This window comes from Serratia sp. J2 (assembly GCF_046269175.1).
GTDB lineage: Bacteria > Pseudomonadota > Gammaproteobacteria > Enterobacterales > Enterobacteriaceae > Chania > Chania fonticola_C.
In genome coordinates, this window is the sequence record NZ_JBKABN010000017.1 from 12,500 (window position 1) to 32,480 (window position 19,981).

General features: G+C 53.2%; 22 protein-coding genes. 12 read left to right on the forward strand and 10 right to left on the reverse strand.

Annotated features, from left to right (window positions below):
* Window positions 1-68: 68 nt before the first annotated feature.
* Window positions 69-1,076 carry a glycosyltransferase gene (locus tag ACKWMY_RS17425; protein ID WP_409486689.1) on the forward strand — a complete coding sequence of 336 codons (1,008 nt, stop codon included), beginning with the start codon at window positions 69-71 and terminating at the stop codon, window positions 1,074-1,076.
* 63 nt (window positions 1,077-1,139) lie between these two features.
* A complete protein-coding gene (locus tag ACKWMY_RS17430; protein WP_199061672.1) occupies window positions 1,140-1,379 on the forward strand; it encodes a YoaH family protein in 240 nt (79 codons plus the stop codon).
* Window positions 1,380-1,417: 38 nt separating this feature from the next.
* On the opposite strand, the gene purT is transcribed toward ACKWMY_RS17430, so the two are convergent.
* A complete protein-coding gene (gene purT / locus ACKWMY_RS17435) occupies window positions 1,418-2,596 on the reverse strand; it encodes a formate-dependent phosphoribosylglycinamide formyltransferase (protein WP_074028608.1) in 1,179 nt (392 codons plus the stop codon).
* Between the two features lie 211 nt (window positions 2,597-2,807).
* Between purT and dbpA the strand changes: the two genes are divergently transcribed.
* The 4 genes from dbpA to ACKWMY_RS17455 all read left to right on the forward strand — a co-directional run bounded on the left by dbpA (window position 2,808) and on the right by ACKWMY_RS17455 (window position 7,171).
* Window positions 2,808-4,190, forward strand: coding sequence for an ATP-dependent RNA helicase DbpA (dbpA, locus tag ACKWMY_RS17440; RefSeq protein WP_024530215.1), 1,383 nt, complete (start codon window positions 2,808-2,810; stop codon window positions 4,188-4,190).
* 85 nt (window positions 4,191-4,275) lie between these two features.
* Window positions 4,276-4,602: a YebG family protein gene (locus tag ACKWMY_RS17445; protein ID WP_024530216.1), complete on the forward strand. Its 327-nt coding sequence runs from the start codon at window positions 4,276-4,278 to the stop codon at window positions 4,600-4,602.
* A gap of 39 nt (window positions 4,603-4,641) precedes the next feature.
* Entirely contained in the window at window positions 4,642-4,950 is a 309-nt protein-coding gene (gene yqfB / locus ACKWMY_RS17450; protein ID WP_024530217.1) for a N(4)-acetylcytidine aminohydrolase, read from the forward strand.
* Window positions 4,951-5,137: 187 nt separating this feature from the next.
* Window positions 5,138-7,171 carry a S9 family peptidase gene (locus ACKWMY_RS17455; RefSeq protein ID WP_409486690.1) on the forward strand — a complete coding sequence of 678 codons (2,034 nt, stop codon included), beginning with the start codon at window positions 5,138-5,140 and terminating at the stop codon, window positions 7,169-7,171.
* 30 nt (window positions 7,172-7,201) lie between these two features.
* Here the strand turns inward: ACKWMY_RS17455 and exoX are convergent, their stop codons facing one another.
* A complete protein-coding gene (exoX, locus tag ACKWMY_RS17460) occupies window positions 7,202-7,870 on the reverse strand; it encodes an exodeoxyribonuclease X (protein WP_024530219.1) in 669 nt (222 codons plus the stop codon).
* Between the two features lie 421 nt (window positions 7,871-8,291).
* On the opposite strand from exoX, the gene ACKWMY_RS17465 reads away from it, so the two are divergent.
* Complete coding sequence (locus ACKWMY_RS17465; RefSeq protein WP_021806760.1) at window positions 8,292-8,729, forward strand: TraR/DksA C4-type zinc finger protein; 438 nt, start codon at window positions 8,292-8,294, stop codon at window positions 8,727-8,729.
* Window positions 8,730-8,841: 112 nt separating this feature from the next.
* Complete coding sequence (gene pip, locus ACKWMY_RS17470) at window positions 8,842-9,831, forward strand: prolyl aminopeptidase (protein ID WP_074028610.1); 990 nt, start codon at window positions 8,842-8,844, stop codon at window positions 9,829-9,831.
* 135 nt (window positions 9,832-9,966) lie between these two features.
* On the opposite strand, the gene ACKWMY_RS17475 is transcribed toward pip, so the two are convergent.
* The gene (locus tag ACKWMY_RS17475; protein ID WP_021181054.1) at window positions 9,967-10,197 is read right to left on the reverse strand and encodes a DNA polymerase III subunit theta; all 231 of its coding nucleotides are present in this window, start codon (window positions 10,195-10,197) and stop codon (window positions 9,967-9,969) included.
* Between the two features lie 388 nt (window positions 10,198-10,585).
* On the opposite strand from ACKWMY_RS17475, the gene ftnA reads away from it, so the two are divergent.
* From ftnA to ACKWMY_RS17495, 4 genes are all read left to right on the forward strand, one after another.
* Complete coding sequence (gene ftnA / locus ACKWMY_RS17480; RefSeq protein WP_021806759.1) at window positions 10,586-11,104, forward strand: non-heme ferritin; 519 nt, start codon at window positions 10,586-10,588, stop codon at window positions 11,102-11,104.
* A 322-nt stretch (window positions 11,105-11,426) separates the two neighbouring features.
* Window positions 11,427-11,810, forward strand: coding sequence for a CopC domain-containing protein YobA (yobA, locus tag ACKWMY_RS17485; protein WP_024530221.1), 384 nt, complete (start codon window positions 11,427-11,429; stop codon window positions 11,808-11,810).
* A 3-nt stretch (window positions 11,811-11,813) separates the two neighbouring features.
* Entirely contained in the window at window positions 11,814-12,695 is an 882-nt protein-coding gene (gene copD / locus ACKWMY_RS17490; RefSeq protein WP_409486691.1) for a copper homeostasis membrane protein CopD, read from the forward strand.
* A 69-nt stretch (window positions 12,696-12,764) separates the two neighbouring features.
* Window positions 12,765-13,106: a YebY family protein gene (locus ACKWMY_RS17495; protein WP_021806756.1), complete on the forward strand. Its 342-nt coding sequence runs from the start codon at window positions 12,765-12,767 to the stop codon at window positions 13,104-13,106.
* Between the two features lie 314 nt (window positions 13,107-13,420).
* Here the strand turns inward: ACKWMY_RS17495 and ACKWMY_RS17500 are convergent, their stop codons facing one another.
* From ACKWMY_RS17500 to ACKWMY_RS17530, 7 genes are all read right to left on the reverse strand, one after another.
* Entirely contained in the window at window positions 13,421-14,503 is a 1,083-nt protein-coding gene (locus tag ACKWMY_RS17500; RefSeq protein ID WP_409486692.1) for a tyrosine-type recombinase/integrase, read from the reverse strand.
* Window positions 14,478-14,756 carry an excisionase gene (locus tag ACKWMY_RS17505; RefSeq protein WP_173409100.1) on the reverse strand — a complete coding sequence of 93 codons (279 nt, stop codon included), beginning with the start codon at window positions 14,754-14,756 and terminating at the stop codon, window positions 14,478-14,480. The genes ACKWMY_RS17500 and ACKWMY_RS17505 overlap by 26 nt, the downstream gene beginning before the upstream one ends.
* 70 nt (window positions 14,757-14,826) lie before the next feature.
* Window positions 14,827-15,006 carry a hypothetical protein gene (locus ACKWMY_RS17510; protein WP_173409101.1) on the reverse strand — a complete coding sequence of 60 codons (180 nt, stop codon included), beginning with the start codon at window positions 15,004-15,006 and terminating at the stop codon, window positions 14,827-14,829.
* 3 nt (window positions 15,007-15,009) lie between these two features.
* Entirely contained in the window at window positions 15,010-16,077 is a 1,068-nt protein-coding gene (locus ACKWMY_RS17515; RefSeq protein WP_409486693.1) for a RecT family recombinase, read from the reverse strand.
* A gap of 13 nt (window positions 16,078-16,090) precedes the next feature.
* Window positions 16,091-19,135: a RecE family exodeoxyribonuclease gene (locus tag ACKWMY_RS17520; protein ID WP_409486694.1), complete on the reverse strand. Its 3,045-nt coding sequence runs from the start codon at window positions 19,133-19,135 to the stop codon at window positions 16,091-16,093.
* A gap of 156 nt (window positions 19,136-19,291) precedes the next feature.
* The gene (locus tag ACKWMY_RS17525; RefSeq protein WP_173409103.1) at window positions 19,292-19,516 is read right to left on the reverse strand and encodes a hypothetical protein; all 225 of its coding nucleotides are present in this window, start codon (window positions 19,514-19,516) and stop codon (window positions 19,292-19,294) included.
* Between the two features lie 199 nt (window positions 19,517-19,715).
* Window positions 19,716-19,910: a hypothetical protein gene (locus tag ACKWMY_RS17530; protein WP_209526789.1), complete on the reverse strand. Its 195-nt coding sequence runs from the start codon at window positions 19,908-19,910 to the stop codon at window positions 19,716-19,718.
* Window positions 19,911-19,981 lie beyond the last annotated feature (71 nt).

Sequence of the window (19,981 nt, forward strand, 5' to 3'; positions counted from 1 at the left end):
AGTAAAATAATAAATGTATCTTGTTTTACCCGATAATTATTCTAATTACCCCGCAGGTGAGGGCAGCAATGTCATTAAAATTAAGCGTTATTGTTCCTTTGCACAATGTTGGGGAGCTATTTATTCCTTTCTTGAATTCATTGCTGGCGCAACATGAGCAGCAGTTGGAGGTGATCATTGTTAACGATGGTTCCACCGACGGCTCAGGAGAGATCGCGCACCGCTACGCCGCGCAGCATCCACATATCAAGGTCATCGATCAGCCCAACTCAGGGGTCTCCAATGCTCGCAATGCCGGGCTGGCCGTGGCCCGTGGTAAATATGTCGCCTTCCCCGATGCCGATGATTTATTGGATCCGAAAATGTATTCAACGCTGCTTACAGTAGCCGAAGAACATCAATTAGACGTGATGCAATGTAACGGCGAACGCTATTTTGCAAGCAATGGTGATTTGCAACACATTATTCCTGCTACGCGCCTGAAAGATACGGCGGTTATTTCTGGCGTACAGTGGTTGGAAAAAGCGTTGAAATCAAGACGCTTTATTCATGTGGTGTGGTTAGCCGTGTATCGCCTGGATTTTATCAAGCAGCACCAACTCTATTTCGAACCTGGTTTACACCACCAGGATATCCCATGGACCACCGAGGTGATGTTCAATGCTCAACGAGTTAAATACCTGAGCAAACCGCTATATCGCCAACGGGTACACGATCGCTCGATCAGCAACCGTCGCCGTATCGGGCAGGCGAACGTCGAGTATCAGCGCCACTATATGAAAATCGTCGAGATGCTGGTGGCACTGAATCAGCGTTACAGCAGCAAGATTCCGATTTGCGCTGCCTTCCACTGGCAAATCGCGCGTGAGGCGCTGGGGATTTGCCATAGTATTCGCCGTGAGCCCGAACTGCAGGCGCAACAACAGATCGCTGAAGATTTCTCCCGGCGTGGCATTCAGCGGATGATGATCGACAATATGCGGGGGATCAAGCAGACATGGCATGTGATGTTGTGGCTGCATCGCTTAAAACAGTGGCGCAGTGAGAATGCCTCTCCCTTGCGGGCCAGCGAATAACAGGTGTAGGGATCCGCGGCGTTAGCGCGTATAATTCACGCCTATTTTACCGGGGAGAAAGACATGCTTGCAGGTATGCCGTCACTGAGTCATCAAGAACAGCAGGAAGCTGCTGAACGTATCCATCTGCTGATGGGGCAGGGCATGAGCAGCGGAGAGGCCATCGCCACTGTGGCGCAGGAAATCCGCGAAAAACATCAGGGCGATCAGGTTAGCGTGATGTTCGACGATGAAGAAGAACAGCAGCAGGAAGAACCGACCGAATATCTGGACGAAGACAGCGAACACGACGAAAACTACTGACGTTAGCGGGGGCCGGTATCCCCGAACCCCCAACCGCTTTACCCTTGCACTGCCACCGCAGCAGCGGCCTGTTTGGCCAGCTCTACAGCTTGCCCTACTTCTGGTGCAACGGCCAGTGCAACGCCCATCCGGCGTTTGCCCTCGATGTTCGGTTTACCGAATAGCCGCACCTGATTATAACCACTTAGTGCCGTCTCCAACCCGCTGAAACGCACGTTGTCGCTGCTTAGTTCTGGCAGGATCACCGCAGAGGCGGCCGGCCCGAACTGGCGTATCGCGTTAATCGGCAGCCCAAGGAAAGCGCGCACATGCAGCGCAAACTCTGACAGATCCTGCGAAATCAGCGTGACCATGCCGGTGTCGTGCGGGCGTGGGGAGACCTCGCTGAAAATCACCTCATCACCGCAGACGAACAGCTCAACGCCGAACAGGCCAAATCCACCCAGTGCGTTAACCACTTTTGCGGCGATCGCCTGAGCACGGCTTAATGCCAGCTCTGACATCCGTTGCGGTTGCCAGGACTCGCGGTAATCTCCATCTTCCTGACGGTGGCCGATCGGCTCACAGAAATGTACGCCATCGACGGCGTTGATGGTCAGCAGAGTGATCTCGAAATCAAACTTGACCAGACCTTCAACAATGACCCGGCCTCCGCCAGCGCGGCCACCAAGCTGTGCGTAATCCCAGGCGGCGCCCAGTTGCTGCTCTTCACGGATCAGGCTTTGCCCTTTGCCGGATGAGCTCATCACTGGCTTGACGATGCACGGGTAACCGATTTCGGCCACCGCTTGGCGGAAGCTTTGCTCGTTATCGGCAAAGCGGTAGCTGGAGGTGGGCAGCTCCAGCGTTTCAGCGGCCAGACGGCGAATACCTTCACGGTTCATGGTCAGACGTGTGGCTTCGGCACAGGGGACGACGTGATGGCCCTGTTGCTCCAACTCAACCAGCATGCTGGTGGCAATAGCCTCTATTTCCGGCACGATAAAATCGGGGCGTTCCTGTTCGATCAACGCTTTGAGCGCCGCACCATCCAGCATATTGATGACGTGGCTACGGTGTGCCACATGCATGGCTGGGGCATCGGCATAACGGTCAACGGCAATCACTTCCAAGCCTAAACGCTGGCATTCGATGGCCACTTCTTTGCCCAGCTCGCCTGAGCCGAGTAGCATAACGCGGGTGGCGGCAGGACGCAGGGCGGTTCCAATAGTTAACATAGTCTGATACCTGGATCTGAATGAATTCACGGGTCTGACACTGAGCGCGCAGTATATACGAAAACGATTGCGTACGACCAGCGGTGCATATTAACCGCTTTTTTTAACGCTGAAATCCGGAAACCCCACCAACTCTGTTATCATCTGCGCCTGATCCGGTGCCAGCCAAGCGCAGCGCCGCCTTTCCACTTGCTATATAAGAGTTATTGCCGTGAGCACAGTTTCTTTTTCTTCCCTGCCGCTGCCAGCTGAACAGTTGGCCAACCTCAACGAACTGGGGTATGCCGAAATGACGCCGGTACAGGCCGCAGCACTGCCTGCCATCCTGAACGGGCAGGACGTACGTGCCAAAGCGAAAACCGGTAGCGGTAAGACGGCGGCATTTGGCATCGGCCTGCTGGATAAAATCAACGTTGCCAAAGTGGCAACCCAGGCGCTTATTCTGTGCCCGACGCGTGAGCTGGCCGACCAGGTGAGCAAAGAGCTGCGTCGCCTGGCCCGCTTTACCCAGAACATCAAGATACTGACCCTGTGTGGTGGCCAGCCGGTGGGGCCACAACTCGACTCCCTGGTGCATGCGCCGCACATTGTGGTGGGTACACCGGGCCGTGTGCAGGAGCATCTGCGCAAGAAAACCCTGGTGCTGGACGAGATGACCGTGTTGGTGCTGGATGAGGCCGACCGCATGTTGGACATGGGCTTTGCCGATGATATCGATGATGTGATCAGCTACACGCCGCCACAGCGCCAGACCCTGCTGTTTTCCGCCACCTATCCGGCGGGCATTGAACGTATTAGCGCCCGTGTGCAACGCCAGCCACTGAATGTGGAGGTCGAAGATGGCGATGAGCAAGCCTCTATCGAACAACGTTTCTATGAAACCACTCGCGATCAGCGTCCTGCGGTGCTGGTGAGCGCCATCCGCCATTATCAGCCAGCGTCCTGCGTGGTGTTCTGTAACACCAAGCGTGATTGCCAGAGCGTGTATGAAGCGCTGGAAGCCCGTGGTATCAGTTGTATGGCGCTGCATGGCGATCTCGAACAACGCGATCGTGACCAGGTGCTGGTTCGCTTTGCCAACCGCAGCTGCCGTGTACTGGTAGCGACCGACGTGGCCGCGCGTGGCCTGGATATCAAAGAATTGGAACTGGTGGTCAACTACGAACTGTCGTTTGACCCTGAGGTTCACGTCCACCGCATTGGCCGTACTGGTCGTGCCGGTCTGAGCGGGCTGGCGATCAGCTTGTGTACGCCGCAGGAAATGGTGCGAGTCCATGCTCTCGAAGAGTATCTGTCCATGCGCGCAAAATGGTCACCCGTGTCTGAGCTGAGCGGGGCGCCTAACACGCCGCTGGAAGCGGAAATGGTCACCCTGTGCATTGACGGCGGCCGTAAGGCTAAAATTCGCCCTGGCGATATTCTGGGGGCATTGACCGGTGATGCCGGGCTAACGGCGGCAGAAGTCGGCAAGATCGACATGTTCCCTGTGCATGCCTATGTGGCTATCCGTAAGGCCAGTGCCCGTAAGGCACTGCAACAGCTTCAGCAAGGTAAGATCAAAGGCAAGAGCTGCAAAGTGCGGCTGTTGAAATAATAAACGGCAGGGCGCTTGCAGCCCTGCCCGAAATCACTCTATACTGTATAAAAATACAGTATCATAACCTTTGAGGAAGATGCTCATGGCTGTTGAAGTGAAATATGTAGTAGTGAGAAACGGTGAGGAAAAAATGACTTTCGCAAATAAGAAAGAAGCCGATGCCTACGACAAAATGTTGGATCTGGCCGATAGCCTCGGTGAATGGTTGCAGCAAGCGCCAGTCACGCTGGAAGAAGAACAGCGTGAAGGGTTGAGCTTCTTCCTGGCGGAACACAAAGATGTGCTGGCGCAGATCCTGCGTGGTGGTGCCCCGCAAGAAGTAGCCAAAAAGCCCGCTAAAGCCAAAGGTGAGAAACCTGCCGCCGCCCCGGAAGAAGGCGCTGCGTCAGAAGAGCAGCAGGCCGCCTAAGCAGTGATACAGCAACATGACCATAACCAAGGATCCAGTATGTCCCGTGAGATAACCTTCTTCAGCCGTTTTGAGCAAGATATTCTGGCCGGGCGCAAAACCATCACCATTCGGGATGCCAGCGAAGCTCATTTCCAGCCGAATGAGGTGCTGCGTGTCAGCCGCAACGAAGACGGCGTATTTTTCTGTTATATCGAGGTAAAGTCGGTAACGCCGGTGCGCCTGGATGAGCTAACGCATGAACATGCGCAGCAGGAGAATATGACGCTCAGCGAACTCAAGCAGGTGATCCAGGATATCTACCCAGGGCTGGATGAGCTGTTTGTCATCGCGTTTACCAAACGTTAGCCTCGGTTCGCCACTTAATCCTCCGCATCGCCCCAGCCACTTTTGTGGGAACTGGAGCGATGTTGTGGGGGAAATCCTCCCTCTTGTCTGTTCCGACACTCCCATTGAAAAAATAGCTACGCGGCTTGTTAAGCTGGTGAAATTCGTGTCACTCTTGCCTTAATCAAAGTAAGCGGATGATTTAGCAATGATGACACCTCCCAAGGCAGAAAAACGGCCTTTCCCAATTACCATCCATGGTGACACGCGTGTGGACGACTACTACTGGCTGCGCGATGACGAACGTACCGACCCCCAGGTATTGGACTATTTGCGGGCTGAAAATGCCTACACCGACGCGCAGCTAAAGCCGCAACAGGCGCTGCGCGAAACTCTGTATCAGGAGATGGTCGCGCGTATCCCACAGCAGGAACATTCCGTGCCTTACGTCAGGCGTGGTTTCCGCTATCAGACCCGCTATGAGCCGGGTAATGAATATGCGCTGTATGTGCGGCAACCCGCAGCGGCTACCGAGCTTTGGGACACCTTGCTCGATGGCAATCAGCGTGCGGAAGGGCACGAGTTCTATACGCTGGGCGGGTTGGACGTCAGCCCGGACAACCAGCGCCTGGCCGTGGCGGAGGACTTCCTGTCGCGCCGCCAATACGATATCCGTTTCAAGAACCTAGGCGACGATAGCTGGGCCGACGAGGTGCTGGAAAACACTTCTGGCAACTTCGAGTGGGCGAATGATTCCGCCACCGTCTACTACGTGCGTAAACATGCCAAGACACTGCTCCCGTATCAGGTCTATCGCCACGTGGTGGGCAGCGATCCGCAGCAGGACGTGCTGATCTACGAGGAACAGGATGACACTTTCTACGTCAGCCTGGAAAAAACTACCTCCGAGCGTTTTATCCTGATCCACCTCAGCAGCACCACCACCTCAGAGATCCTGTTGCTGGATGCGGACAGTGCAGACAGTAAGCCGCAGATGTTTGCGCCGCGCCGTAAAGATCACGAATATGCCCTCGATCACTACCGTGAGCATTTCTACATTCGCTCTAACAGAAACGGCAAGAACTTTGGCTTGTACCAGAGCGAGCAGGCTGAGGAAAGCCAATGGCAGGAACTGATTGCCCCGCGCACCGATGTCATGCTCGAAGGGTTCAGCCTGTTCCGTGACTGGCTGGTGGTGGAGGAGCGCATCGCCGGGCTGACCCAGCTGCGCCAAATCCACTGGCAGAGCGGTGAAGACAAGAGCATCGCTTTTGACGATCCGACCTACGTCACCTGGCTGGCCTATAATCCGGACCCGGAAACCGAGGTGCTGCGTTACGGCTATTCCTCCATGACCACGCCAACCACGCTGTATGAGCTGAATCTGGACAGTGGCGAGCGGGAGTTGCTCAAGCAGCAGGAAGTGAAAAACTTCACGGCGGAAGATTATCGTAGCGAGCGCGTGTGGGTGAAAGCCCGTGACGGCGTTGAGGTGCCGGTATCTTTGGTTTACCGTGCTGACCGCTTTGCACATGGGGCGAACCCGCTGATGGTGTATGCCTACGGCTCCTATGGCAGCAGCATGGATCCGGCATTCAGTGCCAGCCGCCTAAGCTTACTGGATCGCGGCTTTGTCTTCGCGCTGGCGCATATTCGCGGCGGTGCCGAACTGGGGCAGCTCTGGTATGAAGACGGCAAGCTGTTCAACAAACAAAACACCTTTAACGACTTTATCGACGTCACCAAGACACTGGTAGAGCAGGGCTATGGCGATGTTGACCGAGTATTCGCCATGGGCGGCAGTGCCGGTGGCTTGCTGATGGGCGCGGTAGTCAACCAGGCTCCTGAGCTGTTCAATGGCGTAGTGGCTCAGGTGCCGTTTGTGGACGTGGTAACCACCATGCTGGATGAGTCCATCCCGCTAACCACCGGTGAATATGACGAGTGGGGCAACCCAAACGACAAGGCGTATTACGATTACATCTTGCAGTACAGCCCCTACGACCAGGTGAAAGCGCAGGATTATCCGCATATGCTGGTCACCACCGGGCTGCATGATTCGCAGGTGCAATACTGGGAGCCTGCCAAGTGGGTGGCGAAACTGCGTGAGTTGAAAACCGACGATCGCCAACTGCTGCTGTATACCGATATGGATGCCGGCCACGGCGGCAAGTCTGGGCGCTTTAAGGCCTACGAAGATATTGCACTGGAATATGCGTTTATTCTGGCGCTGGCGGAATAAATCATCGCGGGCAGGAGACTGCCCGCTTGATTAACCCAACAGGTAGTATTTCAACGTGTGTTTCATATCCGGGCTGAGATCGTCGATTGATTTCAGCATCCAACGCAGATAGCCAGGATCTTCCAGCGCCACCTGCTCAATAGATTGCCCACGATATTTGCCGAACTTGAATTTTTTCAATAATACCGGCTGCTCGGTGATTTCCAGCATCTGTTCTGGCGTCCAACCGGAGTCCTGCACAATGCGTTGTAGCAGTGCGGCGGTTACGTAGCAGTCGTACAGTGCACGGTGTGGATAAAGCGCGGAGTCCTGCGGCAGTTGCACATCCAGATTCAGCGCATAACGCAGGTATTGATTACCATATTTAATGTCTGGATACAGCGTACGTGCCAGCTTGAGGGTACAAATCCAGGCACCGTTCATTTCTGGCAGCATGGCCCGATCAAAGGCGGCGTTATGCGCAACATAATATTGGCTGCCCTGGTAACGCCCAATAGCGACAGCGATACGCGGCTTGCCCTCAACCATCTGCTCGGTGATGTGGTGAATGGCCATGGCGTCCAGGCCGATAGGCCGATCTGGGCTGATCAGGTCGCTCATCGGATTAGTGATTTGCCCGTCGATCACGTCAACGGAAGCGACTTCCACTACGCCGCCGTCTAGCCCACAGGTTTCAGTATCGATTACACGTAACATCATGATGTTCCCAGCTAAAGTCTACTCCCTAGCTTAACGATATGAGGTTGGGATGCCAACCTGTCTTTTCGCAGGTAACAAAAAACCCGCCTCGGCGGGTTTAACTACGGTCAGAAACTGATTTACTCACCAGATGTAGACGACTGTCCTTTCTTGGAACGTTTCTCCGCTTTTTTCTCGGCTGGGGTTTTCAACGGTTTCTTCTTCGCATTTTTCTTGCTGTCCATTCCCTTACTCATGATGGCCTCTTGGTTAACCTATGGTTGGGTGGCTTGCTGAACCATTAACCCCCTAGCGGCCATCATATGCAAGCAGCAAAGGGTATGGAAACGTCAACGCCTTGTTTATCCAATGATTATTTATTATTAACCTTTATGTGTTAAAAATGTTATAATGTAACAAACTTATGTACACGGAGTGTGCCATGACAGTCATGACATTATTAAGCGAGCAACAACTGCTGGCGATGCCAGAATCTGATTACATGAATACGGAGCAGCGGGCGTTTTTCCGCCAACGCCTATTGGACGAGCAACAAAAACTCTGGCAGCACATCGACGTGTTGAAACGTGATATCGACAGCGGCGATATTAGCGGTGACGAAGCGGATAAAGCCGCGCGCGAAGAAGATCTGCGCCTGCTGTTCCGCCAATTGGATCGGGAAACCCGCCTGCTGCCGAAGATGGCCGCCGCCCTGCAGCGCCTGGAAACCGGTGATTTCGGTTATTGTCTTGAAACGGGTGAGCCTATCGGCCTGCCACGCCTGTTATTACGCCCCACGGCAGAGCTGAGTATTGAAGCCAAAACCGCACAAGAAATGCGCGAACCCCATATGCGTAAAAGCAAGTCGACTTCATTTTGAGCAAACGCACACTAACATGTTGGTATAGGTGGAGGTTTTAGCGTTTTACCGTTGACCTGATGAGCGGCTTCGGCTTTGATGAGGGTATCACTCACAGAGAGACGTACGCGCCATGGAACAATTACGAGGTTTGTACCCGCCATTATCCGCCTATGACAGCGGTTGGCTGGATACTGGAGATGGGCACCGGATCTACTGGGAGCTGAGTGGCAATCCAAACGGTAAGCCTGCGGTATTTATCCACGGTGGGCCTGGCGGTGGTAGCGCACCTTATCATCGCCAGTTGTTCGACCCGCAGCGCTATAAGGTTTTGTTGTTCGATCAACGCGGCTGTGGCCGTTCCAAACCGCATGCCAGCCTGGACAATAACACCACCTGGCATCTGGTTGACGATCTTGAAAGATTGCGTGTCATGGCCGGAGTGGATCAGTGGCTGGTCTTTGGTGGCTCCTGGGGGTCCACGCTGGCGTTGGCCTATGCACAGACGCATCCGCAACGCGTCAGCGAGATGGTGCTGCGGGGGATCTTCACGCTGCGTAAGCAGGAGCTGAGTTGGTATTATCAAGACGGCGCTTCCCGCTTCTTTCCGGATAAATGGGAGCGGGTGCTGTCTATCCTTTCGGAGGAAGAACGCAAGGACGTGATTGCTGCCTACCGTCAACGCCTGACGTCACCGGATCTGCAAGTGCAGCTTGAGGCTGCCAAACTGTGGAGCGTGTGGGAAGGGGAAACGGTAACGCTGTTACCAAGCGGTGCCTCCGCCTCCTTTGGCGAAGATGATTTCGCGCTGGCCTTTGCCCGTATTGAGAACCACTACTTTAGCCATCAGGGCTTTCTCGACAGCGATGACCAACTGCTGAGCAACGTTCCGTTGATCCGTCATATTCCGGCGGTGATCGTTCATGGCCGTTACGATATGGCCTGTCAGGTACAAAACGCGTGGGATCTGGCCAAAGCCTGGCCTGAGGCTGAACTTCATATTGTCGAAGGGGCAGGGCACTCCACGGATGAACCGGGTATTTTGCACCAGCTGATGCTGGCTACCGACCGTTTTGCTGCCCCCTCACTCCAACCCTCTCCCATAGGGAGAGGGAGCTGTTAGCCCCTGCTCATTTGGAGGTAAATCGGTAACTTTGGCAAAATCGATCACCTCCTCATCCAAGGTGAGTCCCGAGAAATTTCAAACACACTCGATCGGTTCCCTCTCCCTGTGGGAGAGGGTTAGGGTGAGGGGCCATTACTTCATTTTAGGTTCGTAAGGCAGGCGAGAGAATTTGTGTGATTCGACGCGATAGTGCATCACACGCTCGCGGAAGTAGTCCTGCAGATGCTTTGGCTGCTCACGTTCCACCATCTCAGGGATCACCGGCATATTGTAGCGTTCCTTGAATGCTACTCCAGACGCGGCCAGATCAACGTTCACCTTGTCCATCTCGTCTTTGGAAAGTTCTGCCAGATTGTAGCCCATGCTATTTTCCTTCTAGTGTGTAACGGCAACTCAGCGCAGAAGGTAATCTACCGTGCCGCGCTTGGCAAGCTTCTCAAGCCAACATATCCCTATCATCTTCAGACTCTGGGCGTAGAGCCATTACAAAAAGCAGGGTGATATAATGTTTAAGCCTAATGTCGCTGGTTTATTTTGTTAAATAAGAATGATTCGTCTTACTGTAAATATAAAGATGAAAATGATTATCATAATAATTTAATGTTAAAATAAGTTATTTTATAACCAATTGAATTTACAGGTAAATTTAATCTTAAATTAATGAATGTAAATCAAGTGTTTTTATTTTGTGTTAATCAAGGCATAATGTAGTCAATTAAGTTTATGACCTGCAAAAATAATAGGGATCCTCATGCTAACGCAAGCAATGACCACGAAACTGAATGAGCAACTGAATCTGGAATTCTATTCCGCCAATCTGTATTTGCAAATGAGCGCCTGGTGCAGCGATAAAGGCTTCGAAGGGGCTGCAGCATTCCTTAAAGAACATTCACGTGAAGAGATGCAGCACATGCAGCGTCTGTTCGACTACCTCAGTGATACTGGTGCTTTGCCACTGATCGGCAGCATTTCTGCACCGCCGGTAGAGTTTGAATCACTGGCGGACGTTTTCCAGCAGACTTACGAGCATGAGCAACTGATCACTCGTCAAATCAATGAACTGGCGCACGTGGCAATGACCACACAAGACTACTCAACCTTCAACTTCCTGCAATGGTACGTTGCCGAGCAGCACGAAGAAGAGAAGCTGTTCAAATCCGTGTTGGACAAGTTGGCGCTGGTAGGCAACAGCGGCAAGGCACTGTTCTTCATTGATAAAGATCTGAAGAGAATGGGTGCCGAGGCAGTAAGCGGTAACGGCCAGGCCTGATAACCCGCTTTTGTCATCAATCTGAAAACCGCGTACTTTTCACCGTACGCGGTTTTTTTTGCCCTGTGTTTATCGGGCGGCTATAGCGATACGTGCTGCCAGATCGCAAAATATCAGTGATGTGCTCGACTTGCCGATTCACCGTCGTTATGATTTAACGCGATACGCTACCGGGAGGTAGAGAGTTATAACAGTGAGTTACCCACTCCTTCTGCTGTTTACCCGTGGCGCAATCACAGTGGTGGGTTGAGGCTGCGGAAACATCGCTCCGCGTAACCGGTCTTGGCCCTTATCACCTACATAATTGATAAAGGACTCCTCCGTGATCGCTAAAATTCGTTCATCCTATCGCCTGCTTTCCACCATTTTTGTACTGTTTGTCGGCTTGTCTTCTCAGCAGGCGTTGGCGCATGCCCACCTGAAAGTACAGACTCCGGCGGCAGACGCCACCGTAAGCTCTGCGCCAAAAGTGTTGACGCTGAATTTCTCCGAAGGCATCGAGCCTAACTTCAGCGGTGTCAAAGTGACCGGCCCAGATAACGCCGTGGTTAAAACCGGCAAGCTGGATCTGGATCCAAGCAACAACACCCAGATTAACGTACCGATTGAAAGTGATCTGGCTGCGGGGAAATACCAGGTCAGCTGGCACGTGGTTTCCGTTGACGGTCATAAAACCAAAGGTCAGTACAGCTTTACCGTTAACTAAGCTATGACTCTGGCGACCCTGTTTGTGCTGTGTCGCTTTGTGCACTTTACGGCGGTGATGCTGATGTTTGGCGTCAGCCTGTTCACCGCCGTCCTGTCGCCACAGCGCCTTTCCCCGATAATCACCCGCGATGTGCGCCCGCTGCTGCTCGCCTCGACCTGGATCTCCGCACTAACCGCCTTGCTGATGCTGGCTATTCAGGCCGGATTGATGGGTGATGGCTGGGCGGATACCTGGCAATTGAGCATTTGGTGGGCGGTGTTGGGCACCACCTTTGGTGAGGCCTGGCGCTGGCATCTGGGTTTTTCCCTGCTGGCCTTGTTAGCCTTGCTGCTGCCTGCGGCAAAGCGGGGACAAGCGTTGACGCTGTGCTCGGCACTGCTACTGATCAACATGGCGTTTATCGGCCATGCGGCGATGCATGCGGGCATATTGGGCATAGCACACCGAGTTAACCACGCCTTGCACCTGTTGGCCGCAGGCTACTGGTTCGGCAGCCTGTTGCCGTTGTTGTTTTGCCTGCGCTACTTGCCACAACCGCAGTGGCGTAGTGATGCGATCTCCACCTTGATCTGTTTCTCCCGCTGGGGTCATGTTGCCGTAGTGCTGGTGATCGTCACGGGCATAATCAACAGCCTGATCATCCTTGGCCGCTGGCCAGTCGATCTCGGCTCCGCCTATCAACGTTTGTTGTTAGTGAAAGCCGGGCTGGTGGCACTGATGGTAATGGTGGCATTGGCCAACCGTTACGTTATCGTCCCCGCAATGCGTACCACCCCCAATCTGGCACAGCGCGGGGTGGTGATCGCCTGCTGGCTTGAGGTGGCGTTGGGGGCTGCGGTGCTGCTGTTGGTGAGTTTATTTGCAACCTATGCGCCGGTATGACATTGCGCCTTGCCGGATGCCCTCAAACTGCGGGAAAATCGATTTAAATCGCAACTTAAGGCCAAAAACATGAAATCTGTAATTCTTGGTATTGCGCTGCTGGCAACGGCGTCGAGCGCGCTGGCGGCAGATAAGCTGGTTAACGTCACTAAGCTGGAGTACGGCAAACAGTGGGCGTTCACCAAAGAGGAAGTCACGCTGCAATGTCGCAAAGGGGCCGCCTTGTTTGTGCTTAACAACAGCACCCTGATGCAGTATCCACTCAATGAAGCAGCAGAAGCACAGGTGAAAGCGGGGCAGCAGCGTGCCCAATCGCTGGATGTGATCCTGCTGGATGACGCCAACCACCCTGGTCAGAAAATGAGCGTGCAACCTTTCCGCGAAAGAGCAGAAAAATTGTGTGCTGACTAATCAGCTAACCACCCGATACTTATGCAAAAGTTTACGGGTGGTGACGAGATGTACGTAATTAATTTCTGTTTGTAACTATCACTTGTGTGCGCTGGGCTGGCAAAACTTGCACCTTGGACTATTCTTAGAATGCACGGTTGAACAAACCTTGCATAAATGCCAACTTTTAGCGCACGGCTCTCTCCCAAGAGCCCTTTCCCTAGACCGAGTATAGGAATCGTACTCGGTCTTTTTTTATCTTATTGATTTATAACTATTAATTTTGTGTAACTCGAATTTACTCGAATTTTACTCGAATTTCTATACTCGGTCTTTTACAGCATCACGTATTCTTTCCCCCTTGTATCGAGGTATTTGTCCGTCATTTTTACCGACTTATGCCCCAGCAATTTCATCGCAAACTCCTTCCCTTTTTCCTTCTCATAAAGTCGCCCGGCCAAGCTTCGGATCTCATGGAACGTCGGCGGCGAATCCTCAAGAACTATTCCTGCCAGCTTCCTGGCCGCTACAAATTTCTTGGTCAAACTATCCGGATTAAGCGATCCATCTTTGCTGTTTTTCCTGATCCCGGAACTGACCATAAAGCCTGTGGTGCTGGCCTGCCTGCATCGTTCAATAACCGTTTCCAGTTTGAGCCCCAACACGCGCAACTCTAAATCCAGAGGCAGGGAGATCATGGCCCCAGTTTTACCCTGGGTGATCTGCAACCGGCCATCAACAATATGCTCGAAACGGATGAGTGCCACGTCTTCCCGGCGCTGGCCGGTTATCAGTGCAAGATCCATCGAAAGGCCAAACCATGCGGGCAGTGCTGCTGCCGCTTCACGAATGGCAATGTATTGGTCTAGCTCCAGGCGTTCACGCTTTACAGTGGCTGTGGCTGCTCGCGTTGGTGTCACCGGATTGGTATCAATGTGGCCCTCGACAATCGCTTCGCGGAAAATGTCAGACAGCACTGATCGCATGGTGGTGGCCATAGTATGCTTTTCTTGAACCACCCAGAATTCTAGAAATTCGGCGATATGGCGTGTCGTGATTTTTGACAACACCATTGCGCCCATCTTCTCGCTGATGATGGTTATTTGTCCCTTGCGAGCTTTGTAAGTGCTCTCGGAAAGCTTACGGCGTTTGAAAATGACATCGTATCGCTCAAGCCAAGAATTCAGCGTGTATTCTTGCGTCCCTTTTATTTTGTCCAGCAAGAGGACGGGGGAGTAGTTCTGCTCAATGTAGTGATTGGCCTCGATCGCTTGTGAAATAGCATCCCTGCGCGCGATAGGCCCTAGCGATATTTCTTTTTTGGTCACAGGATTGCGCCAATAGAAAGATTTACCTTTCCGACGATAAGTTAAATTCTTGGGTAGCTTCATATCATACCCGTCCTTTCGCCGTGCCATTGACTACCTTCTCCATAAACGCGGCCCGTGCGGGCTCGGCGCTTTGGGCGTCTCTTATTTTCTTTCCGAGATTCAAGTCGTTTGGGTTGATATAGATTGCGCCAGGCTTAACGAGGTATTGCCTGCCTTGTTTATCCGGTGTCGGGTAGATATTCCCGTTCCTTGCCCACCGCTGGAGCGTCGGTACGGTAGGCTTGGACTTGTCCGTATAAACTTCATCTGCCCATTCTTCTAATGTCAGTAATTTGGTCATGGTTATGCCTCGAGCACACAACCGGCCACCATGGTAAACGCGATGGCCGGAGTGGTTTGGTTTTTGGAAATCAGTTTTCAGGTCGGTAGGCTTCGCCACAAAAAAGAACAGCGTGTGGCCGGCGCAACTGGATCGCTTCTTTCACCTGCTCGCATTCAGCTTTGGTCGAGTACACCCGCTCGGATACCGGCAGCGCATCACAGAAATTGTGACCACAGGCGCTAACTAACAGAACGAATCCGATTAGCATGCATCACTCCTTAAACTCAGAACGCATGTCATCCAGTGCGATCTGGAAACGCTCCAGATCATCGGCACAGAGGTCACGCTCAGAACGGCGAACCAAAGCTTCCGCTGCGGAAAATTCCTCTTGCGTTTTGCAGGCTTTAAGCTGCGCATTTACGGTTGTGGCCGTGGTGATCTGCCGGTGACGCTTGACCACTTTGTTTTTCAGCTCGGTGTAATCCGTGATGCCCAACTTCTGTTTTAACTCCTCAACCTGCGCGCGGATCGCCGTGGTTTGTTCGGGAGCCTTCGCCTGTTCGATCGCCGCCCGGATATCTGCCGCAATGCCGTCGCTGTCCACCGGTGGGGCGCTGCTTTGTTGCTGCGCTGCCGCAACTGGTTCAGTCAACTGACTGACGCTTACCCGTGAAGCAGGGGCTCCCGGATTGATTTCTTTCTCGTTCCGCTGCTCGAGCTCATCGATCGTGTACACGCCGAGAATGACCTCAGGGCAATACAGGCGCGCCCAACGCTTAACGGCCAGGTAGGCCAACTGCTGGCGTGGGTCATCGGCCCACAGCGTAGAGTTGCGGGTTCTGGCCTGCGCCAGCAGCAGGGTAAGTTCTCGAGGCTCAGCCTCCCCCTTGAGAGTGGCCCATACCTTTATGCCGATCCCTTCTTCGTCCGCCATCTGCCAGCCAGGAACGCGGTATTCCCCTCTGTCTCCTTTCTTGACTTCAAATTTACCGATGACCTTATCCCATGGCCCAAACCAGTCGTAGTTGATACGGTCAACCAACGGCCCGCGCGTGGAAATCACCGCGTTGACGAGCTGTGCCTCATAGCCGAGGATCCCGCTCACCGTGTAGGTCTTCTGCGCTACTGCAAAGGGGTTCATCTGCCACTGTGCTGCCTGCATCGCGATTGCCATACAGTCGGCAGGGTTGCCCTGTAGATGCTTGGGAACCGTGGCCACGCCGCTGGCCATCACCTGCGCAAAGTTGCTGATGGCTGTCAGGTATTGAGGATTGAACAGGGCAATGTTGGAGTCGGTAACCGAGTTCGTTTTTTCTTCTGCCAAAGTGATATTGCTCATTTTTTCGTTCCCCTTATGCAATGCGCAGCGCTTCAAGGCGGCGTTGGTCAAAATCGTTCAGGTCGTCGATCACTTCTTCCGTGATCGGTGCCGGCCATGTTTCGGTGTCGAAAGCTTGCTTGATATCGCGCATCGCTTTTTTGTATTCCAGTCGTCCCAGATCCAACAGATCAGGCGAGGCCTCAACGATGGCCACCCAGTGATAGCCCTCGTCCTTGTTCACGAAAATCCAGAAGAACTGATCGAAGGCGGCAACGTCGCAGTACATGGCCGCGCTGAGGTGGTAATCGCGGTCGATGATTTCCCGGTGCAATTTGGCACGTAAAAAATCCTGTTTCACGCGGCCCATGCTGGTCGACTTGAGATCCACACCCAGGCGAACACCATCAAGGTCGATTTCAAGGTCAGGGCGGACACGCACCTCGAGGCCTGTGTCTTCGTCGATCCCGAAGTAACTCACCTCAACAGCGCGGTTCTGGTGTTGCAGCAGAGGGCCAGCAGACGGGTGAGTGAACAGGGCGCGCTGAATGGCTTTCGCCGCCTGCAACTGTTGCTGGGTCACCAGTTGGCGGCCGTCATCTGACGACGTCCACGCATCAAGGATTTCATCCGCAAAAATGGCTTCAGGCAGAATCGTTTTGATCCGGGCTGCCATGTCCTCTTTTGTCCCGCTGATCGGCAGCGGCGCAGGGATGGCTTTTTCACGCGTGGCGAATTCCAGATCAATGGTTGCCAATTGCTCGAGCAGAGCATCACGGCCGCCGGTAGTTTTCAGCATTTCGGGCAGTGTGGCGTTGTACTCTTTGATGCAGGCTTTCATTGCCGTGGCAGTGAATTTCTGCCCCTCGGCGATACTCTGGAACTCCTGCGGTAGCAAGGTGTAAATCCGGCCGATTTCATCAGCGTTCCCGCCCAGCGCGTAAGGTGTAGGCAACTTGGCGTTGTGCTCATCAAGGATTGAACGCAACGTGTCCGAGTCCGTCATTTTTGGCAGTGTGGCGTTGTGCTTCTCGATGAATGCGCGCATCGATGCTACGCCGGTGAATGCACCCTCAGGAATGATTGGCTCGATGTTGAAATCGTTGGCCAGCTTTTCCGGCTCCAACGCCATCGTGTGGACGAGCGAGCCGAATGTCAGGGAATCGCTACGTTCACGTGCAATGGACTTAATGACGTGGCGGCCATGGAAGTACATCAGGCTGATCCGTGCATCCTTCACCTGGGTGCTACTGATGCCGTTCGCCGCGTGGTAAACGTCGTTCGGGATATCGTGGTAACGACCAGGCTCGAAATAGGCCGGGAAAGTTACGGCAGGTTCTGCCTCTTCGTTGGCGATCTCCTCTGGAGCGGTTTCGCTCACTGGAGTGGATACCTCCACAACTTCTTTGTTTTCGAGGGTGACGCTTTGAGGCTCTGCGCTACCTTCGCGCAGATAAGATTCAATGCGTTCGTTGATCAGATCAATCCGGTGGGATTTATCATCAAGCCAACCCTCGAGTACATCGCAGGTGAGGTGATAAATATCATCCTCGACCAGTTGCTTGAAGGGATCACAAGGCTCTATCTCTTTGGCCAGCAGCCTGGCGAGATATACGTGATTAAAATCGCCAGCTTTTGTGAGAAGCTCCTCGACATCATCCTTACTCATCACTGACGTTTTACCGTCCAGGGCGAACATGATTTCGCGCCGCAGCCACGCGCTGCGCGTTGTTGGGTCAAGATCCTTAGCGGCGTCCACTTCTTCTTTTTCGCCTTCATTTGAGGCGATTTCCGGCGCAGGTTCTACAGGCACGTTCTGAAGTGGGGAAGCCTCAAAGAGTGCGGACACATCGAACTGACCACTTCCCATGCTGACTAGTTCGCCCGCCAGCGCCGTGCTGCCAACACCTGCTGCTGCGCCTGCCAGCGTTTCATTCTCAAGCTGTTCATCAGCCAGTGAGCCTGCCTCGCCCTGCGGCAGCGATTGGGTTTGAGCATGGGTTTTTACCTTCGCTGTTTTGTCGTCAATCTCGATCAGGTTCGCATTGATATAGTCGCGTAGTGGGCCAGGTGTTAGGTGTAGGGTTTCCGGCGCATTGCGGATAAGCGTACCAACGGCCTCACGGGAAAAGTCCAGAATGCCGGGGGTTTCGGACAACTGTCCATACCATGCTAATGGGGACTTTTCTTTGCGCGTTTTCATCTCTTTTACTGCATTAACAATGCCGATTGGCGGCCTGCTGATATCAAAATCAGATGGGTAGTGAGCAAGGTAGGTAACTGTTTCCAATTCGCTAAAGGACGCTATTGGTGTGCCGTAGGCTGGTTTCTTGCCTGTGCCGGCCAGTGCGCTGGACGACGTGCGCGGCAATTCTACCTGTGAGTTATTTGCGGCACCGGGCGACGTCTGCCACTTGGAAATGACAGACTGGCGATCATCTACTTTCGCATTCAGGTATTCGGTTGCGAACTGACTAATTTTGCCTAGCTCTGGCGCTTTATCGAATGGTGGCCAGATAGCCTTTATGGCTGCAATGGCCACTATCGGCATGTCCGGGTAAACGTAATCGAACCCCTTAAGATTGGAGAGGGCCATGATGACGTTTTGCGGGTACCGCTGCGAGTCATCCATCATAAGCCTGGCTGTTGCTTTCAACTGCTCCCCTGTCATTTTCATGCAGTCACGGCCAAACAGCCACGCGGCGGCAATCACAGTATGCTTGTCGAGGTCTATTGCGGAATATGTGGTCTCGTCTTTTGCTGGCTGTTTTGCGGTTACCGGCGGCAGCTGTTGCGCGGGTTCGGTAACGATCAGCTCCCACGTCAAACCATCATCACCTAAGCAATAACGGTCACACCAAGGTTCGCTGAATACACCTTCGATAGGCAGGTCGTCGACCACCGGGAAGTTTGTGCGAACTGGTTTGAAATACTCTTTCGGATCCAGCTCGGCATCTTCAATTTTGTTTTCCAGATCACGCAGCGCCCGGGCGTCGTTCTTCGCTTCAAAATAAATGAAAAGGGAAGGTTTGCCGGATTTCTGTTTTGCCTTGAGATAATAGGCATACATGTTTTGCATTATGCAATTCTCCTGAATTTAGGTAGAATGCAGTCGATCATTGACTGCGATAGTGGTCATTGGTTATGTCTCGGTTGCTGGGGGTGGTTCCCCGGCTACCCATCACCCAGATGTAAAATGGGTAAGATGGCCCGCCTAGTGCGGGCTTTTTTACGTCTAATCGTCATAGCTCCGGTTGCAGTGAGGGCAGAAGCAGATCAGCTTGCTGCCAGCCTCTTGAACTGAAATGCCAGTAGGGCGCGCGGATGCGGTTTGTTGCTGATAAATGTCCCGCTTGCAGCGATAACAAATTCCATCAAGTGGCGCGAAATGTGGATATTGCTTTTCTTTGCAATATTTGGCCTGCGCTTGCCGGGCCACTTCCGAGTTAAAAGTTTTCACATCTACACCTCGTTAAATAATTGCGATTTGGTGCCTTTCAGGCGTGGGGATCCCGTGGGCAAAGTAATTGCCCGTCAGGTGCCGGTTATTTTTTAATTAGAAAGTGCAAAAATTAGAAAGAACACAAACGCCCAGAACAAAGAACAACCGATGATTATGTCCTTCCAAACATGTCGCCGAATGGTCATGGTTTATACCCTCAGTGGGTACCAGCTGGTTCGAACTCCGCCGGGATGCCGGGTGCTTCGAACGGTGCCTTGATGGCGCGCAAGTTGCCTGTTGGTTCAAACCGGTAGACGCTGCGCGTGTGGTCGAACGAGGCAACCCAAGGCGCGCCGGTGCGCTTATTGCGGAGGGTTACCGCTTTGCCGCTATTAGGAACGATGGTATTCATTGGTTATGTCTCCGTGATTTTAGGTGCCGGTCTTTCCCGGCTGTCAGGTTTATGTCTCTACCGGCCTTTCC

What these genes read in the sequence shown, in the direction of transcription:
- ACKWMY_RS17425 (WP_409486689.1), top strand. Translation starts at nt 69, where the DNA reads ATGTCATTAAAATTAAGCGTTATTGTTCCTTTGCACAATGTTGGGGAG.
- ACKWMY_RS17430 (WP_199061672.1), top strand. Translation starts at nt 1,140, where the DNA reads ATGCTTGCAGGTATGCCGTCACTGAGTCATCAAGAACAGCAGGAAGCT.
- purT (WP_074028608.1), bottom strand. Translation starts at nt 2,596, where the DNA reads ATGTTAACTATTGGAACCGCCCTGCGTCCTGCCGCCACCCGCGTTATG.
- ACKWMY_RS17445 (WP_024530216.1), top strand. Translation starts at nt 4,276, where the DNA reads ATGGCTGTTGAAGTGAAATATGTAGTAGTGAGAAACGGTGAGGAAAAA.
- yqfB (WP_024530217.1), top strand. Translation starts at nt 4,642, where the DNA reads ATGTCCCGTGAGATAACCTTCTTCAGCCGTTTTGAGCAAGATATTCTG.
- ACKWMY_RS17455 (WP_409486690.1), top strand. Translation starts at nt 5,138, where the DNA reads ATGATGACACCTCCCAAGGCAGAAAAACGGCCTTTCCCAATTACCATC.
- exoX (WP_024530219.1), bottom strand. Translation starts at nt 7,870, where the DNA reads ATGATGTTACGTGTAATCGATACTGAAACCTGTGGGCTAGACGGCGGC.
- ACKWMY_RS17465 (WP_021806760.1), top strand. Translation starts at nt 8,292, where the DNA reads ATGACAGTCATGACATTATTAAGCGAGCAACAACTGCTGGCGATGCCA.
- pip (WP_074028610.1), top strand. Translation starts at nt 8,842, where the DNA reads ATGGAACAATTACGAGGTTTGTACCCGCCATTATCCGCCTATGACAGC.
- ACKWMY_RS17475 (WP_021181054.1), bottom strand. Translation starts at nt 10,197, where the DNA reads ATGGGCTACAATCTGGCAGAACTTTCCAAAGACGAGATGGACAAGGTG.
- ftnA (WP_021806759.1), top strand. Translation starts at nt 10,586, where the DNA reads ATGCTAACGCAAGCAATGACCACGAAACTGAATGAGCAACTGAATCTG.
- copD (WP_409486691.1), top strand. Translation starts at nt 11,814, where the DNA reads ATGACTCTGGCGACCCTGTTTGTGCTGTGTCGCTTTGTGCACTTTACG.
- ACKWMY_RS17495 (WP_021806756.1), top strand. Translation starts at nt 12,765, where the DNA reads ATGAAATCTGTAATTCTTGGTATTGCGCTGCTGGCAACGGCGTCGAGC.
- ACKWMY_RS17500 (WP_409486692.1), bottom strand. Translation starts at nt 14,503, where the DNA reads ATGGCACGGCGAAAGGACGGGTATGATATGAAGCTACCCAAGAATTTA.
- ACKWMY_RS17505 (WP_173409100.1), bottom strand. Translation starts at nt 14,756, where the DNA reads ATGACCAAATTACTGACATTAGAAGAATGGGCAGATGAAGTTTATACG.
- ACKWMY_RS17510 (WP_173409101.1), bottom strand. Translation starts at nt 15,006, where the DNA reads ATGCTAATCGGATTCGTTCTGTTAGTTAGCGCCTGTGGTCACAATTTC.
- ACKWMY_RS17515 (WP_409486693.1), bottom strand. Translation starts at nt 16,077, where the DNA reads ATGAGCAATATCACTTTGGCAGAAGAAAAAACGAACTCGGTTACCGAC.
- ACKWMY_RS17520 (WP_409486694.1), bottom strand. Translation starts at nt 19,135, where the DNA reads ATGCAAAACATGTATGCCTATTATCTCAAGGCAAAACAGAAATCCGGC.
- ACKWMY_RS17530 (WP_209526789.1), bottom strand. Translation starts at nt 19,910, where the DNA reads ATGAATACCATCGTTCCTAATAGCGGCAAAGCGGTAACCCTCCGCAAT.